Raw genomic sequence first — 15,036 nt, 5'->3', positions numbered from 1 at the left:
GATTGAAATCGGCCTTCTTAGGCGCTTCGCGCCAAGCGTCGGCCTCCGCCGACGCCAGAGATGCTTTTCGGTCGGCGCAGGCCGACCGTCGGCCACAAGGCCTCTGGAGGCCGAATTCATTCGGCGCGCAGGCCAACCGTCGGCCGCAGGCTTTCACGCCGATTGAAATCAGCCTTCCAGGGCGCTTCGCGCCAGGCGTCGGCCTCCGCCGACGCAAAAGACACCCTCCCGGTCGGCGCAGGCCGACCGTCGGCCGCAAGGCCTCCCGAGGCCGAATTCATTCGGCGCGCAGGCCAACCGTCGGCCGCAGGCTTTCACGCCGATTGAAATCGGCCTTCTTAGGCGCTTCGCGCCAGGCGTCGGCCTCCGCCGACGCAAAAGACACCCTCCCGGTCGGCGCAGGCCGACCGTCGGCCGCAAGGCCTCTGGAGGCCGAATTCATTCGGCGCGCAGGCCGGCCATCGGCCGCAGGCCTCCCGGTCGAATTCATTCGCCACCATTCCCGTCATCCCCGTCGGCGGAGGAAGGCCTCCACGCGCTCTCGGTGCTCCGGCGTGCGGGCGGCCACCTCCTGGAGATGGGCCTCATAATCGAGGGACTGCTCCAGCGTGAAGGTCAGCGCCCGGTTGAGGGCCCGCTTCAGGAACCCCACCGCCCGGGCCGGCAGCTCCCGCAGCCGGGCCGCCCACTCCTGGGCCGTCGGCATCACCTGGTCCGGCGGGACCACCGCGTTGACCAGCCCCCAGGCCAGGGCTCGGGAAGCGTCCAGCCGATCGATGAGGGTGGCCGCCTCGAAGGCCCGGGCGTATCCGGCCAGATGGGGCAGGAACCAGGTGGAGCCCGAATCGGGGATCAGGGCGATCTTGGCGAAGGCGTTGAAGACGAAGGAGGCCGTCTCCGCCATCACCCGCAGGTCGCAGGCCAGGGCCAGGCTGCAGCCCGCGCCCGCCGCCACCCCGTTGATGGCGGCGATGAAGGGCTTCTCCGTGTTGCGGATGCGCAGGATCAGGGGATTGTAGCGGCTGCGCAGATGCTCGCCGATGGACATCGCCTCTTCCGGCCGCTCGTAGCGCGCCCGCATCTCCGCCAAGTCCTGCCCGGCGCAGAACCCCCGGCCGGCCCCGGTCACGATCACCACGCGGACCGCCTCGTCCCGCTCCACCGCCCGCAGGACGTCCTGCAATTCCCGGAACATCTGCTCGTTGAAAGCGTTGAGGACATCCGGTCGGTTCAGGGTGATGGTGGCGATTCCCTCCTGAACCTCATACTGCAGCGTCTCATAGGCCATGGCGCGACCTCCTCTACAGGGTCTGTCCTTGGCGAACCCGATGGATCCTCAGCGTTCTCCCGAAGGGATGAGGGCCGCAAGCCCTCCGATCAAGAGGGCCGTCGCTCCAGCCGTTAGCGGGAGGATCCTGGGGAGCTCCGGGATGGGCAGCGTCGTGGATCCGAAGAGCAACAAGGAGTAGACGGACCAACCGGCGATGAAGCCGAGCAGGGCGGCCCGCCACGCGCGATCCAGATCCCGGCGTCGGCCCAGCCGGAAGGACAGGCCGCTGACCCCCAGGATGGCCAGCGCGCTCCATCCGAAGATCGACCACCCTGCCAGGCCCGGCCCCAGACCCCGGCCCGGGCGCGACGGGGCCGCAGGCGTGGGCGTGGGCGAGGGGATCGGCGTCCGGGTCGGCTCGGGCGGAGCGGTGGGCGTCGGCGGGACCACCGTGGCGATGCGGCCCGGCTGGTTCTTCGCAATCTGGAGCTGCAACCGGTAGGAGAGGCGCGCCGGCTCGCTCACCGCCCGGATCTCCAGCATCCCCTCCCGATCCAGCGGGATGTCCACCTCCGCGAACCCATCCCGGGTTCCCACGACGAAGGGCCCGATGCTCCCCTGACCGGAATAAACGCCGGTGAAGGCAACCGGCGTGCCGTCCGGAACCAGGTATCCATCCCGGTCGCGGATCGGCCCGGCCCAGACGCGTAACGTCTCCCCAACCCGGACGGTCACGGGGGCCGGGGTTCCGGAGACGGTCCCTTCCCGTGGGCCTGCCCCCAGGGGGATCACCTGATTGGGATCCGGCCGCAGGCGGTCCGCCAGGTTATAGCCAAGGGCCGCGATGGAAAGGGGCGCGCGACTCCGGGGGTTCAAGGCGCCGAAGAGGGCCCGGGCCATGATCTCCACCGCGGGAGGCACGTGCGTCCAGAGCGCTTCGTAGCGGCTCAGCCGGCTCACCTCCCGGGCGGTCAACGGATACAGCGGCCCGAGGCTCCAGAAGACCACCTGCTTGCCGGCCAGCAGATCCGTCCGCTCGCTGAGCAGGAGATGCGGCAGGCTGGAGGCCGGATCCTCCGGGCGCTCGTCCAGGGCGACGATCAGCACCCACGTTGCCCGCTCGAACTCCGGCTGCAGGTCCGGCGCTTCGGGCGCCCGGGAAAGGAAGGCGAGGGCTTCCGCAAAGGTGCGCACCGTGATCCGGGTCGCGTCGAGGGCCTCCCCGCTGGCCGTCATGAGGGCCCGCGTGAGCATCTCTGTGGGCAACAGCCGTTGCTCCGGGCACGCGGCGCAGGCCCGGGCCGTCCGCCCGTCCACCAGCACCAGGAAGGTCTCCCCAGGCTGCGGGATGGGCACCGGACCGGTTTCGCGGGGGTGCAGGCGGACGAGGGCCTCCTCCAGGGCCTGGCGCACGATCTGGAGGTGAGCGGGGGTCGCGACGGTCTGGGGAAGGTTCGCAGAAGTGGGGAGCACCATCGGGGCGCTGAAGCCCGGGTAAAGGCCATACTTCAGGCGCAGGATGCGGGCCACGGCGCTGTTGACCAGGTTCTGGAACGCCAGATCGGTGGAGTATTTCTCCCGGAAAAAGGCGATGATCGCCGCCGCCTGACGGGCAGCCTCCTGGGGATCCGGGTGGAGCGCCCCCAGCCAGATCAGATCGTTCCCGGCCAGGAAGGCCTCCAGCGCCGCACGCCGGAAATCCACCTCCCCCCGCTCATCGACATACAGGTTGCGGATCACCGGAAGTCCCAGAGGCGGGGAGAGGAGGACGCCTCCGCCTTCCCGCCAGGCCTTGATCTCCGGCAACGCCAGCAGAGCGCCCAGCGCCGCCCCATCCACCGTTAGGGGACGGGTCCATTCCTGAGCGCTTCCTCCGAAGCCCCGCACCCGCATCGTGGAGACCTGGACGGCGCGCAACAGCGGGCGGCCGGATTCGGTGGACGTGCGCATCAGCGTGATGAAGGGGACCAGATCAAAGGCGGCCAGATCCTCCCGGGTGAGGACCGCTACCCGTTCCTCCCGCCCGTAGGCGCGCCCCTCGCCGGGGAACGCGCCCGGGACGACGAGAAGCCGGCCCTCGCTTCCTTCCGCGAGGCCGCTCAGATACGCCCGGGCCATGCGGCTCACCCAGTGGGGATCCCCTCCGAAGGTCTGCACCCCTGCATCCCCGAGGTCCGGCCGGGGCTCCAGCAACACTTCCAGGGGAGGGCCCAGGAGCAAATTGATGCCGACCGCCCGGAGCTCCTCCCCCAGGGACCGCCCCACCGCCTGCACCCGGTCCGGATTCCACGTGGCGCCGAGGGCCAGGGGGGAGGGAAGCGGCATCGCCCCGGAGGTCCAGGCGGAGCCGGGAGGGCCATCTCCCTGCTGGCGCAGGCCGATGAACAGCGGGATGAATGGGGTGAGCCCGGCGGCCTGTTGTTGCAGGGAAACGGTGATGGAGAACAGCTCCGAAGCGGTGGCTCCCACGTTGGAGAAGTTCCCCTGCTCGGGGCTCAGGATCACCCCGCCGATGCGCTGCGTCTCCAGCAGCGATCGCAGCGGATGATCCGGGCGGGCCACCGGGCCGGGGAGGGTGATCAGGAAGAGCTGCCCTACTTTGGCCTCCGGCGGCATCTGAGCCAGCAGGCGGGCGATGAACTCATCCTCGCCCCCCTGCGCGACGGCCGGAGCCACGTCCAACGGCCCCAGGGCCAGGCTCACGAGGAGAAGCCACCGGATCCATCGAGCCACCGGCTCACGCTCCCGTCCGCAACAGGCGCTGATGCTCGATCTTCATACAGCGGTCCATCACCACCAGCAGGCCTGCCTCCCGGGCGCGCTGGGCGGCCTCGAAATGGATCACCCCCAGCTGCATCCAGATCACCTTCGCCCCTTTGGCGATGGCCTGCTCCACGATCTCCGGGACGTAACGGGCCGGCCGGAAAACGTCCACCACGTCCACCGGTTCGGGGACGGAGAGGAGATCCGGGTAGGAGGGCTCCCCCAGGACCTCCGGGATCGTGGGGTTCACGGGGATGATCCGATAGCCCTGGCGCTGGAGATACGAAGCCACCTGATGGCTGGGCCGTTCGGGATCCGCGGAGAGGCCCACCACGGCGATCACGCGCGCCTCCCGGAGGATGCGGCGCAGGGTCTCGTCGTCCTGGACGGTGATCGGCTCCGGGATGCGCACCGTCGTTTCCTGGCGATCCAGCACGCGATCCCCGGCGAGGAGCCGGGCTTCCACCCGGTAAGGCGCCCCAGGATCCGGCTGCCGCAGGTGCAGCACATACGCCGGCCGGAGCTCCATCACCTCCATGACCGCCATGGAGTGGACCTCCTCTCCCCGGGCGTTGTAAAGGATGAGCTCCAGATCCGGGCGATGAGGGGAGGGCGCGAACTCCAGCTCCAGCTCCACCACCACCCGGCGCCCGTCCGGCATCGGGGTGGCCTGCAGGGAACGAATGCGCGGCGTCCCTTCCTGCGTCACGTGTTCCATGGGCGCCTCCATCGCCGGGTCGACCATCCGCAGCCGGGGCCTCTCTGGAGGGCGCAGGCGATTCCGGGAAACACCTTTCCCAATTTTATCACTTTCCTGCGCAGTCCCTTCCGGGGATCCGAGGAGACCTCAGCGTTTCCCGGGCTCGCTTCCGGCTACATCAGGTAGAGGATCAGGATCGCCGTCACCCCCCAGAGGATCACGGTGAGCAGAAGGGGGAGGTCTTTCAAAACCAGCTCGTCCGGCGGCGCGGTCTCCCCTCGGACGTGAATGAGATAGAGATAGCGGAAGATCCCATACAGCACGAAGGGGATGGTCAACATCATGGCGTGGTTGGAAGGAAGGTTGGGGGCGGAAAAGGTGTAAAGGGAATAGGCCACGATGGTGGCGGCCATCACCACGCCCATCATCTCGTCCAGGAAGCGGACGGTGTATTCCTCCAGGATCGCCCGGTGGTTGCGGGCGTTCTCGCCGAGCAGGATGATCTCCTGGCGTCGCTTGGCGAAGCCGATGAAAAGGGCCAGAAGCAGCGTGCACAGATAAAGCCAGGGGGAGAACCGTTCCACCTGAACCAGGGGCACGCCCGCGGCGACCCGCAGCACGTAGCCGCTGGCCAGGGCCAGCACATCCAGGATCACCTGATGCTTCAGCCAGAGGGAGTAGGCCAGGTTAAGCCCCCAGTAGACGTAGGCGAGGAGGGCGAAGAGGGGGTCCAGGGCGAGGGCCGGATAGGCCAGCCCGAGGGGGATGAGCAGGGTCGCCCCCCACGCTACCCGAGGATCCAGCTCCCCCGCAGCCAGGGGACGGTTCCGCTTGCGCGGGTGCTGCCGGTCTCTTTCCAGATCCTGGAGGTCGTTAAAGAGGTAAACCGCGCCGGAGAGCAGGCACAGGATCAGGAAGCCGGCGACGGTGCGCCCCAGGGGCTCCGGGCGGAGCAGTTTCTCATCGAACACCAGCGGGGCGAAGATGAACACATTCTTGATCCACTGGCGCGGCCGCATGGAACGGGCCAGCGCGGCCAGCGTGCGGCCCCGTGGCCAGACGAGGGCTTTCATCCGACAGCTTCCCCTCCTCTCATCTGGATCCCTGCCTTTCCCATTATAATATCGAGCAAAGGTCGAATTGCCCCGTCGAACGCCCGGGGGATCCTGTGAGGATCGTCTGCCGATGGACGAACAAGAACGTTTGACGTTGCGCCGGAAGATCGTCGGGATCGCCCTGCGGCAGGCCCGGGAGCGGGCCGGCCGCACGGTCCAGGCCTGCGCCGCCCTGCTGGGGATCTCCCCTGCGCGCTATCGGGCCTACGAGGCCGGGCGGCAGGATCCCACCCTGCCGGAGCTGGAGGTCCTGGCCTGGTTTTTCCAGACGCCCCTCTCCGCCCTCCTGGAACCGGATCAGCGGAACGCATCGCCGGAGGAGGAGATAGCGGAGGCGGCTCCGGAGTTCATCGCCCTCCGGCACCGGGTCATCGGGCTGATCCTGCGCCAGGCCCGGGAGGCTGCGGGGAAGAGCCTGCGGGAGGTGGCCGCCGCCCTGGGATGCACCCCCCGGCGGCTCCGCGCCTACGAATCCGGCGAGCGCCCGATCCCCCTGGTGGAACTGGAACGCCTGGCGGCCCATCTGGGGCTTTCCCTGGCCGACTTGCGGGACGCGGAGAGTCCCATCGGGCAGGCCGCCATCCTGCTGGATCAGATCGAAGGGTTCCGCGCGCTCCCGCCGGAGGTGCGGGCCTTCGTGACCGCTCCTGTGCACCTGCCCTATCTGCGCCTGGCCATGCGCCTGTCGGAGCTGCCCGCGGATCGGCTCCGGCACATCGCCGAAGATCTGCTGGAGATCACCCTGTGATGTGGACCACCCCTGTTCTGCTCCTCTTCCTCGGCGTGGGGGCCGGGCTGATCCGACACGTCCTGGCCGGCGGCGGGGCCCGCCGTTTGATCGGGGATCTGATCCTCGGGTGCCTGGGGATGATCCTGGGCCACGCGGCCGGGCGCCTCCTGGCCCCGGGCTTCGGTCAGCTTGGGACCACCGCCGTCCTCCCCGGGCTCCTGGGGGCGCTCCTCCTGCTGGGGCTCACTTCCCTCCCCCTCCCCCGCCGCTGAGCGAAGGTCGCGGCTGAAGCCGCTCCGATAACTCCGAACCTCCGTCTTCGATGACACAAAGGTCGCGGCTAAAGCCGCTCCTACAAAAAGATGGTTTCTGGTAGGAGGGGCTTTAGCTCCGAACTTCCCGTCTTCGATGCCACAAGTCGCGGCTAAAGCCGCCCCTACGGCCCCAAACCTCGGTCTTCGACCCTGCAAGGATCGCGGCTGAAGCCGCTCCTACAAGAATCGATTTTTCTGCAGGAGGAGCTTTCACCCCGAACCCTCCTTCGATCCCGCAAGGCCGCGGCGAAAGCTGCGCCCACGGGAGGAGGCCGAAATGAATTTCGGCTTACGTAGGAGGGGCTTTCGCCTCGGACCGCAGCTCCTGCGGCCCCGATAGGTCCCGGGAGTTCCGGGACACATGTCCCGGGAAAATCGGGACGCGCGCCTCTACCGGGCCTCCGACCTTCCGCTTAGAGTGAGAAGCGGAAAGATCCTTCCAAAGGAGGTCGGCGATGGAGCGCATGGCGCGCATCTGGTTGCTGCTCATCCAGATCGTCCTGGGCTATGAGTGGCTGCGCGGCGGTCTGGAGAAGCTGGAGACCGGCGGCGGGTTTGTGAAGGCTCTGCCTCAGACCCTGGCCCGCTTCGCCGAGAAGAACCCGTATCCCTGGATGAAGTCCTTCCTCACCGGCCCGGCCACGGCCAATGCGACGCTGTTCGGCAACCTGGTCCAGTGGGGCGAGTTGCTGGCCGGCCTGGGCCTGATCGCCGGCGCCCTCTACTTGCTGTTCCTGGCCCATCGCCTGAACGGCGTCCTGCGCCGGGTCGCCGGGATCCTGGTGGCCATCGCCCTGCTGGGCGGGATGACCATGAACGCCTTCTTCGGCCTGGCCGCCGGCCATACCAGCCCCTCCACCTCGGGGATTAACCTGGTGATGTTCTTCTCGCAGCTGATGCTGCTGGGCTTCTGGATCGGCGTCATCCTCCAGCCGGTGGAGGAGCTGACCCTGCAGCGGCGGCCGGCCTGAGCCGTTTCGTCCAGCCTCACGGAGGGGGGCGCGACTGCGCCCCCCTCGGCTTCATGAATCCGGTGGAACGTGGAACACCCGGATCCCCAGGCCGTCGCAGCGGGTGCGCGGCCGCCACGCCCACCACCCCCGGGGATACGCCGCCTGCAGGACGGCCCGGGTGGCCTCGTCCTCCGGATGCACCAGATACAGCTTGGGGCCCGGCAGCCGGCGATGCCGGGCCACCACCTGGGGCAGATCCTCATACCAGACCGTGTAGGGCCAGTCCAGATCCCCCAGCCACATCCCGATCAGCCGCGAATCGAACCAGTAAGGATAGGCCACGTAGAAGGCGTTCGTGGGCGGGCCGCCCCCCACATAGAAGCCGCGCAGGATCTCCGCCGCATCCGAAGCGTTGAGAACATGGTGGCAGTAGGACTGCGCGTATGTCTCAAAAACACGTGCGGCGTTCAGGCGGATCAACGCCAACGCCAGCAGCCCGGCGATCCCCCACCCCAGCCATCGCCGCGCGCCCGCGCGGCCCCACCATGCGGTCCACATCGCCGGGACCAGCGCGGCGAGGGCGAGGACGGAAGGCAGGGCGCCGGCCGCCCGCACCGTGCTGGGATTCTCCCGCGGGAATGAGAGGTTATACGCCGAGGGGAAGAGCATCACGAAACCGGCTGCCAGCGCCGCCAGGGGGACGGGATCCCGTCGGCGGATCATCCACCCGAACGCAGCCGCTCCACCCAGGACCAGCAGGGCTCCCATCACGGGATCCAGCATCGGCCGCAGGGGAATCGTCGCCACATACACCTCGTCGCCCGTCCAGTGGAACATCAACAGCGCCCGCCGCAGGTTATCGAGAAGGATCCACAGCGGATCCCCCTCGAGGGGCTTCTCCCAGGTGGAGACCCGGGTCATCAGGCGATAGAAGAACACCTCGGGGGACTCCACGATGAAGCGGAGCATGGGGGCCAGGACCGGGAGGGCCGTGAGCATGCCAAGGATGAAATCCCGCATCTGGCGCCACCCTTCGGCGGTCCGCCAGCCCCGACGGATCCCCCACACGAGCAGGAAGGCGGCCGGGAGCGCAGCGATCATCCCCCGAAAGGGGGAGTAGCCATACAGGCCGATCCCCAGGAACCATCCCATCCCCAGGAAGTCCGCCCGACGGCCGGAGCGCAGCCCCCGGATGAGGAAGGCCAGGGACCAGGCGGCGAAGGTGGGCAGGAAGGGGTAGCGCAACCCCACCCGGGACGGGATCACCGCCCAGGAGGCCACAGCCCCCAGGAACATCGTCCACAGCCCCCCATGCCGCCCCCACAGGGCCGCGCCGAGCAGATAGAGGGCGGGCAGGAGCAGGACCCCGATGAAGGCCGTCCCCACCTGGAGGGTGAACTTATGCAGCGGCATCCCGAAGAGCCGGATTGTCGCCGCCGCCAGATAAAACTGGAAGGCCTCCCGCCCGGTGTTCCGGGGAAAAAAGATCCGATACTCCCCGTTCAGGACGTCCCGCACGTCGAGGAGCTTCTCGGCGTGGTCGCTGTTCACATCCAGGGGAAGGTTCCAGAGATCCCAGTAGCGGAAGCCGATCCCGAGCCCCAGGACGAGCAGGAGCAGCAGATGCCACCCATGCACCCGCAGCCCCTCCCGGGGCCATCGTGGGAGCGGCGCGTCCCACCACGCGGCCAGCCAGGCCGCCACCGCCAGCCCCCACGCGATCACCCCGGGGAGCCGGAAACGGTTGCCGCCGGACTCAAGGAAAGCCAGCGCGGCCAGCCCCAGGCTCAGGACGGCCCAGAAGGGGCGACCGGAAGGCGAGGGGCTGGGAGTTGAGACGCTGGGACGTTCCCCCTCCAGCCAGGCTGGCTCCTGCCGAAGGGCCCAGAGGAACAGGGCCAGCGCCCCCGCATAAACCCCGAACGCCCGCGGGTCCGGAGCTTCCCGGGGGCTGGCGTCCAGCAGTCCCTGCGCGAACATGGCCAGAAGGCCCGCGAAGAGGAAAGCCAGCGCGCTCGCGATCCGCCGGGCCATGGGGCTATCCGCCTCCCTCTTTTCGCGCGATCATAAAGAAATACGCGCCCTCCGGGCCCGGGGGCTCCTCGTAGAACGGCCGCAGGATCCGCTCCACCGGCCGCAGGCTCCACCGCCAAGGGGCGAGGATCCAACGGCCGAGGAGCTTTTTGTAGATCAGGGAAGGCAGCCCATACGGGTGGCCCCACTCCAGCAAGGCCGTGGCGCCCGGGGAGAAATAGAACCACCAGCGGAGGGGGCGCAGGCCGGCCCGCTCCAGCCGGGCCGCCCAGACCTCGGGGGCATCGCAATGATGGTGACGGGAGATGCGGTTGAAGAGCCGGCCGTAGGCCTCCGCAGCCCATGGCAGCCGCAGCCGGCGCAGCAGCCGATAGAGCGAGAGGAACTCGACAAAGCGATGGCTGGGCGAGCAGAACAGGAAGAAGCCTCCCGGCCGCAGCACCCGGGCCACCTCCGCCAGGACGGCCTCCACCGGAGGGATATGCTCCAGGACCGAGTTGCTGACCACGGTCCCGAAGAAGGACGAGGGGAAGGGCATGCGGGCGCCATCGGCCTGCACCACCCACCGGTAGGCCCGGCGGGCGGCGGCCTCCTTCAGAGGCCCCCATTCGGGGTCCAGCCCGACCCACGCCTTCCCCGGGAAGGCCACGGAGGCGAAGTGCCCGTCCCCGCAGCCCAGATCCAGGACCGGCTCCGGCATCTCCAGGCTCTGGTAGAACCGGGCCTCCACCGCCCGCAGCAGCGCCCGGAAGGCAGGCACCTCCTTCAAATGGAGCCAGAGGAAATCGGGGGCCATCACGATCCGTCCAGACGGGTGAGATACGAGCGGACGAACGCCTCAGATCCCTATGCTTAAACTTTTGGGAAGGATCTCTTGAGCCTGTCGCTGGGGCTCGCTTCCCTCCTCACCCTGGAGATGAGAGAACAGCCATTCGTCCAGGAGGATGAGGCGGGAGGGCATCGCGGCTTCTCCTGAGAGGTCGTTCTCATTCGGAGGCCTCGGGCACACCGAGGAAGACACGGAGATCCTCCAGCTCCGCCTCCACAAACGTCCGCAACCCCCCTTCGATCTGGCCGCGCTCGTTCACATGCTGACGCGTGAAGACCGAAACGCCGTCCTTTCGTTCCACGAAATAACACGCCAGATCCGCAGGCCGGAGCGCGCCCCGGGCCACCTGAGCCAGAAGGGCGCCCAGGAACGCCTCGCTGTGGTAGGTGCGAGCTCCAGATCTACAATCTACACGCTCGATCGAACGGAAATTCCGAACAAACAGCCCGCGGATCGCCATTTTCAATCTCCTTTCTTCCTCCGGTCCCGGGACGCCCGCAGCTCCTCGAAAAGCGCCTCATAAGCGGCGGCGGTTCGCTCCGTATTATAGTGCTGGGCCACCCACTCCCGGGGCCGGCAGAAGGCCGGGCGCTCCGCCAGCACCCGCAGGATCGCCTGGGCCAGCGCCCGGCTGTCCCGCGGGGGGAAGGTCAACCCCATCCCTGTCGTCTGCGTCGGCACCCGCACCCCCGGCAGATCGCTGGCCACCACCGGGGTTCCGCACAGCATCGCCTCCACCTGCACCAGGCCGAAGGACTCGGTGGCGTTCCAGCTGGGAAGCACCACCACGTCGCAGCTGGCGTAGAAGGCCGCCATCTCCTCCGGCTCCAGCACCCCCACGAAGGTCCAGTGGTCCCGGTAGCGCTCAAAGAGGGGCGCCAGCCGGCGGGCGTAGGCCTCCTCCCCCAGGACGTTCCGGTAAGGCCCGGCGAAGAGCACGCGGGCGTTCGGATAGACCGCCAGGATATGGGGGAGGGCTTCCAGGAGATACTCCACCCCTTTCTCCGCCGCCAGGCGAGCGGCCATCCCGATGACCACATGTCCCTCCAGCCCCCAGCGGGCCCGGAAGGCCGCCACCCGCTCCGGATCCGGAACCGGGATCTCCACCGGCGGGGGGATCACCCGCACCTTGGCGAGATAACGGGAAAGATAGGGGGAATGGCGGGCGTAATCCTCCGTATAGCTCACGATGACATCGGCGAGGCGGGCCGCCAGGTGATCCATAAGGTGGACCACCTGGTTGGCCACCCGGTTCAGCCATCCCGGGGGAAGGGTCACGTCGCAGTGATAGGTCAGGACGACGGGCTTGTGGAACAGGCGCCCGCGCAGGGCGATGCCGGCGGCGTCGAACTGGGGCAGATGCAGCCAGAGGACGTCCGCCCAGCGGGCCAGGCGGGTCGCCCACCATCCGATGGTGGGCATGATCACCCCCTTGCTCACCCGCATCAGCACCGGCACCCGCCGGATCCGCACGCCGTCCCGCACCTCCTCGAGAGGAAGACGGCGGTCATACCGGGAGGTCAACACCAGGACTTCGTGACCCCGGGCCGCCAGGGCCCGGGCCGCCCGCTCCACATAGATCGTCAGACCGCTGATATGGGGACGGTAATAGGTGAGCGCGACCAGGATCTTCATCGAAGGTTCTCCCGCACCCACTCCGCCAGCCGGGTCAGCCCCTCCCGCACCCCCACCTGAGGCCGCCAGTCCAGGTCCCGCATCGCCTTGCGGATATCGCTGACATACACCTTCTGATCCCCCGGCCGCCAGGGCCCAAAGGCGGGAGGATCCAGGGGACGGCCCAGGATCTCCGCGAGCAGGGGGGCGAACTCATGCCAGACCGAGAGGGTGTGCTCGGGACCACCTCCGATGTTGTAAACCTGCCCCGCCGTCCGATCGATCCGCTCCACCGCCGCCCGCATGGCGGCCACCAGGTCCGTGACGAAGAGAAGGTCCCGCACCTGCTTCCCATCCCCGTAGATCGTGATCGGCCGCCCGGTCATGGCGGAGATCACGAAATGGGCCACCCACCCCTGATCCTCCGTCCCGAACTGGCGGGGGCCGTAAATACAGGACATGCGGAACACCACGGTGGGGAGGCCGTAGATGCGGGCGTAATCCCGCACATACTGATCGGCCGCCCCCTTGGAGCAGCCGTAGGGGGAGTGGAAGTCCAGGGGCTGACGCTCATCGATCCCGAAGGGGCGGTCCGCATATCGGTAACGGGTGGCCTCCTCCACCACCGGCACCTCCTCCATGGCCCCGTAGACCTTGTTGGTGGAGGTATACAGCACGATGGGGCGATGGCGGGCCTGGCGGGCGGCCTCCAGGACGTTGAGGGTGCCCAGGGCGTTGATCTCGAAATCCGTGCGGGGATCGATCAGGGAGGTGGTGACCGCCACCTGGGCGGCCAGATGGAAGACCACCTCCGCCTGCCGCACCGCCTCCGCCACCGCCGGGAAGTCCCGGACGTCGCCCCGGATGAAGCGGATGCGCCCGCCGTGCCGTTCCTGGAGCCAGGCCAGGTTCCGCTCCACGCCGGGCCGGGCCAGCAGATCGAAGATCCAGACCACCCAGCCGTCCGAGGCCAGGGCGTCCGCCAGGTTCGATCCGATGAAGCCCGCGCCGCCGGTGATCAGGGCCGAGGGGGGCATTTCCGACCTCCTGAGCGCGTTGAGGATCCCGAAGCACGCCCGAAGTCGAGCATGCCGCGGGATATTTTATTCCTCAGCCTGTAAACCGGAAGGGGCCATGAGGGGCCGGGCCCCTGCCTCTTTTCAGCGGTCCACCCTCTCCCCCTCCGCCCGCCGCAGGAACCCGAGCCCTACCTGCCCGGTCTCCAGCCACAGGCCGAGGGCCCCGAGGGTGGAGAGGACCCCATAGATCAGCCCGTGGGAGGCGACCGAGATGCTAAAGGCCGTGGCCTGCGGGATCCCGAATTCCCCCATCACCCAGACCGTGATCCCCTGCACCACCCCGATGTAGCCGGGGGTGGAGGGCACCAGCATCCCGAAGGTCAGGGCGCTCATCGTCAGCAAAGCCACCCACCCATCCGGGGTCTCCAGGAAAACCCCCATGACCGCGTAGAGATGAGCGGCCGTCGCCAGCCACGCCACCAGGGACCAGCCTGAGGCGGCGGCCAGAGCCCGGGGGGTCCGGAGGACCTCCAGTCCCCGCAGGGCCGCCTCCGCCTCCCGGCGCAGCCGGCCCTGAAGCGGCCGGGGAAGCGGCCGGGTGAGGGCGTCCGTGAGCCGCCGGGCCCACTGGGGCCGGAAGGCCCCGAGGAGGAGCCCTCCCAGCGCGCCCAGGGTGAGCACCGGCCCGGCGTGGCTCAGAAGCCCCAGCCCGCGGGCTCCCGGCTGGAGGGCCAGGGCCACCCCGGTCAGGGCCAGCACCACCCCCAGATCCAGCACGTGCTCCACGACGATCGACATCGCCACCAGGCCGGCCGGGGTCTGGGGGAAGCGGGCCAGCAGGAGGACCCGCGCGAGCTCCCCCATCCGGAAGGGGAGAACGTGGGTGACCAGGTAGCCGGCGTTCAGGATGTTCCAGAGGCGGAGGAAGGACACCCCCGGAGGCGCGTTCAGCAGGATCCGCCAGCGGGCGGTCCGGGCCGCCACGCTCAGGATCAGGGCGAGCAGGGCCGGGAGCATCCATCCGTAGTTCCCCGCGCGCAGCGTGGCCCAGAGCGTGGGGAGATCCAGCCCTCGCACCGCCCCGTAGAGCGCGAGGGCCCCGATCATCAGCCCCAGCACCCATCGCCAGCGACCCATCGAAACACCTCCGAACGCCCAAGATCCGCCGGCCGTCAGGGAGCGAGCCGGCCGGGGCGGCCCTCCGATCCCGTGGCTCCCAATGATAAACCGGGAGGGCCCGTTCCGCGATCTCCTCCGCTCACCGGAAGGGCGCAGACGCCCTGATCCGTCCTCCATCGGCGTGTCCATCGCATCCGGATCAAATTTAGGCTTGCCTAAATTTGCATCGCTCTCCTACAATGGGCGTGAGGGTGGATCCATCGGCATCTGTCCCAACTCTTGCAGAAAGGAGCGAGCGATGGTCGGCAAATGGGTCTACTACCAGGAGATGGAAGGCGCGGCGGCGCCTGCCCCCGAGGCGCCTGCGGAGGAGATGGCCCCGCCTCCGGCCCCCGCTCCGGCCAAGCCGGCCCGCAAGCCTGCGGCCAAGAAGCCTGCCAAGAAGGCCGCGGCCAAGAAGACGGCGAAGAAGGCGGCGGCCAAGAAACCCGCGAAGAAGGCCGCAGCCAAGAAGACGGCCAAGAAGACCACCAAGAAGACGGCCCGGAAGTAGCCGGAGCCTGCGTTCCCATCCTC

The 15,036-nt window shown here is 68.6% G+C and carries 15 protein-coding genes; 4 read left to right on the top strand and 11 right to left on the bottom strand.

All coding sequences use genetic code 11. From position 1 onward, the window contains the following. Positions 1 to 505: 505 nt before the first annotated feature. The 4 genes from KNN16_RS14150 to KNN16_RS14135 all read right to left on the bottom strand — a co-directional run bounded on the left by KNN16_RS14150 (position 506) and on the right by KNN16_RS14135 (position 5,806). On the bottom strand, positions 506 to 1,288 hold the full coding sequence (locus KNN16_RS14150; RefSeq protein ID WP_303897743.1) for an enoyl-CoA hydratase-related protein: 783 nt from the start codon (positions 1,286 to 1,288) through the stop codon (positions 506 to 508). A 48-nt stretch (positions 1,289 to 1,336) separates the two neighbouring features. Then, on the bottom strand, positions 1,337 to 4,003 hold the full coding sequence (locus KNN16_RS14145) for a glycoside hydrolase family 3 N-terminal domain-containing protein (RefSeq protein ID WP_303897741.1): 2,667 nt from the start codon (positions 4,001 to 4,003) through the stop codon (positions 1,337 to 1,339). Between the two features lie 4 nt (positions 4,004 to 4,007). After that, positions 4,008 to 4,751 carry a CoA-binding protein gene (locus KNN16_RS14140; RefSeq protein ID WP_303897739.1) on the bottom strand — a complete coding sequence of 248 codons (744 nt, stop codon included), beginning with the start codon at positions 4,749 to 4,751 and terminating at the stop codon, positions 4,008 to 4,010. A 155-nt stretch (positions 4,752 to 4,906) separates the two neighbouring features. Then, positions 4,907 to 5,806, bottom strand: a complete 900-nt coding sequence (locus tag KNN16_RS14135; RefSeq protein WP_299286928.1) for a decaprenyl-phosphate phosphoribosyltransferase — start codon at positions 5,804 to 5,806, stop codon at positions 4,907 to 4,909. Between the two features lie 112 nt (positions 5,807 to 5,918). Between KNN16_RS14135 and KNN16_RS14130 the strand changes: the two genes are divergently transcribed. The 3 genes from KNN16_RS14130 to KNN16_RS14120 all read left to right on the top strand — a co-directional run bounded on the left by KNN16_RS14130 (position 5,919) and on the right by KNN16_RS14120 (position 7,863). Next, positions 5,919 to 6,596, top strand: coding sequence for a helix-turn-helix transcriptional regulator (locus KNN16_RS14130; RefSeq protein ID WP_303897736.1), 678 nt, complete (start codon positions 5,919 to 5,921; stop codon positions 6,594 to 6,596). Further along, positions 6,596 to 6,850, top strand: coding sequence for a hypothetical protein (locus KNN16_RS14125; RefSeq protein WP_299286934.1), 255 nt, complete (start codon positions 6,596 to 6,598; stop codon positions 6,848 to 6,850). Before KNN16_RS14130 ends, KNN16_RS14125 begins: the two co-directional genes overlap by 1 nt. Before the next feature lie 497 nt (positions 6,851 to 7,347). Then, entirely contained in the window at positions 7,348 to 7,863 is a 516-nt protein-coding gene (locus KNN16_RS14120) for a hypothetical protein (protein WP_303897734.1), read from the top strand. 51 nt (positions 7,864 to 7,914) lie between these two features. Here the strand turns inward: KNN16_RS14120 and KNN16_RS14115 are convergent, their stop codons facing one another. The 7 genes from KNN16_RS14115 to KNN16_RS14085 form a co-directional block, all read right to left on the bottom strand. Then, the gene (locus KNN16_RS14115; RefSeq protein ID WP_303897732.1) at positions 7,915 to 9,879 is read right to left on the bottom strand and encodes a hypothetical protein; all 1,965 of its coding nucleotides are present in this window, start codon (positions 9,877 to 9,879) and stop codon (positions 7,915 to 7,917) included. A 4-nt stretch (positions 9,880 to 9,883) separates the two neighbouring features. Further along, a complete protein-coding gene (locus KNN16_RS14110; protein ID WP_303897730.1) occupies positions 9,884 to 10,675 on the bottom strand; it encodes a class I SAM-dependent methyltransferase in 792 nt (263 codons plus the stop codon). Between the two features lie 42 nt (positions 10,676 to 10,717). Then, on the bottom strand, positions 10,718 to 10,840 hold the full coding sequence (locus tag KNN16_RS14105; protein ID WP_303897728.1) for a hypothetical protein: 123 nt from the start codon (positions 10,838 to 10,840) through the stop codon (positions 10,718 to 10,720). A gap of 25 nt (positions 10,841 to 10,865) precedes the next feature. Next, positions 10,866 to 11,168, bottom strand: a complete 303-nt coding sequence (locus KNN16_RS14100) for a hypothetical protein (RefSeq protein WP_303897727.1) — start codon at positions 11,166 to 11,168, stop codon at positions 10,866 to 10,868. Positions 11,169 to 11,170: 2 nt separating this feature from the next. Continuing rightward, positions 11,171 to 12,343, bottom strand: coding sequence for a glycosyltransferase family 4 protein (locus KNN16_RS14095; protein WP_303897725.1), 1,173 nt, complete (start codon positions 12,341 to 12,343; stop codon positions 11,171 to 11,173). Further along, positions 12,340 to 13,359: an SDR family NAD(P)-dependent oxidoreductase gene (locus tag KNN16_RS14090; RefSeq protein WP_303897724.1), complete on the bottom strand. Its 1,020-nt coding sequence runs from the start codon at positions 13,357 to 13,359 to the stop codon at positions 12,340 to 12,342. Before KNN16_RS14090 ends, KNN16_RS14095 begins: the two co-directional genes overlap by 4 nt. Positions 13,360 to 13,482: 123 nt before the next feature. Continuing rightward, the gene (locus KNN16_RS14085) at positions 13,483 to 14,478 is read right to left on the bottom strand and encodes a lysylphosphatidylglycerol synthase transmembrane domain-containing protein (RefSeq protein ID WP_299283657.1); all 996 of its coding nucleotides are present in this window, start codon (positions 14,476 to 14,478) and stop codon (positions 13,483 to 13,485) included. A gap of 280 nt (positions 14,479 to 14,758) precedes the next feature. Here KNN16_RS14085 and KNN16_RS14080 point away from each other — a divergent pair, with 280 nt between their 5' ends. Beyond that, positions 14,759 to 15,013 carry a hypothetical protein gene (locus KNN16_RS14080; protein ID WP_303897722.1) on the top strand — a complete coding sequence of 85 codons (255 nt, stop codon included), beginning with the start codon at positions 14,759 to 14,761 and terminating at the stop codon, positions 15,011 to 15,013. Positions 15,014 to 15,036: the final 23 nt, after the last annotated feature.

The organism is Thermoflexus hugenholtzii (assembly GCF_018771565.1).
Taxonomy (GTDB): Bacteria; Chloroflexota; Anaerolineae; order Thermoflexales; family Thermoflexaceae; genus Thermoflexus; species Thermoflexus hugenholtzii_A.
The sequence above is the reverse complement of the archived record's forward strand: the minus strand, read 5'-3'. Positions and strand labels throughout refer to the sequence as shown.

Coding starts and splice junctions, on each gene's coding strand:
- KNN16_RS14150 (WP_303897743.1), bottom strand. CDS start 1,288: ATGGCCTATGAGACGCTGCAGTATGAGGTTCAGGAGGGAATCGCCACC.
- KNN16_RS14140 (WP_303897739.1), bottom strand. CDS start 4,751: ATGGAACACGTGACGCAGGAAGGGACGCCGCGCATTCGTTCCCTGCAG.
- KNN16_RS14135 (WP_299286928.1), bottom strand. CDS start 5,806: ATGAAAGCCCTCGTCTGGCCACGGGGCCGCACGCTGGCCGCGCTGGCC.
- KNN16_RS14130 (WP_303897736.1), top strand. CDS start 5,919: ATGGACGAACAAGAACGTTTGACGTTGCGCCGGAAGATCGTCGGGATC.
- KNN16_RS14125 (WP_299286934.1), top strand. CDS start 6,596: ATGTGGACCACCCCTGTTCTGCTCCTCTTCCTCGGCGTGGGGGCCGGG.
- KNN16_RS14120 (WP_303897734.1), top strand. CDS start 7,348: ATGGAGCGCATGGCGCGCATCTGGTTGCTGCTCATCCAGATCGTCCTG.
- KNN16_RS14115 (WP_303897732.1), bottom strand. CDS start 9,879: ATGGCCCGGCGGATCGCGAGCGCGCTGGCTTTCCTCTTCGCGGGCCTT.
- KNN16_RS14110 (WP_303897730.1), bottom strand. CDS start 10,675: ATGGCCCCCGATTTCCTCTGGCTCCATTTGAAGGAGGTGCCTGCCTTC.
- KNN16_RS14105 (WP_303897728.1), bottom strand. CDS start 10,840: ATGCCCTCCCGCCTCATCCTCCTGGACGAATGGCTGTTCTCTCATCTC.
- KNN16_RS14100 (WP_303897727.1), bottom strand. CDS start 11,168: ATGGCGATCCGCGGGCTGTTTGTTCGGAATTTCCGTTCGATCGAGCGT.
- KNN16_RS14095 (WP_303897725.1), bottom strand. CDS start 12,343: ATGAAGATCCTGGTCGCGCTCACCTATTACCGTCCCCATATCAGCGGT.
- KNN16_RS14090 (WP_303897724.1), bottom strand. CDS start 13,359: ATGCCCCCCTCGGCCCTGATCACCGGCGGCGCGGGCTTCATCGGATCG.
- KNN16_RS14085 (WP_299283657.1), bottom strand. CDS start 14,478: ATGGGTCGCTGGCGATGGGTGCTGGGGCTGATGATCGGGGCCCTCGCG.
- KNN16_RS14080 (WP_303897722.1), top strand. CDS start 14,759: ATGGTCGGCAAATGGGTCTACTACCAGGAGATGGAAGGCGCGGCGGCG.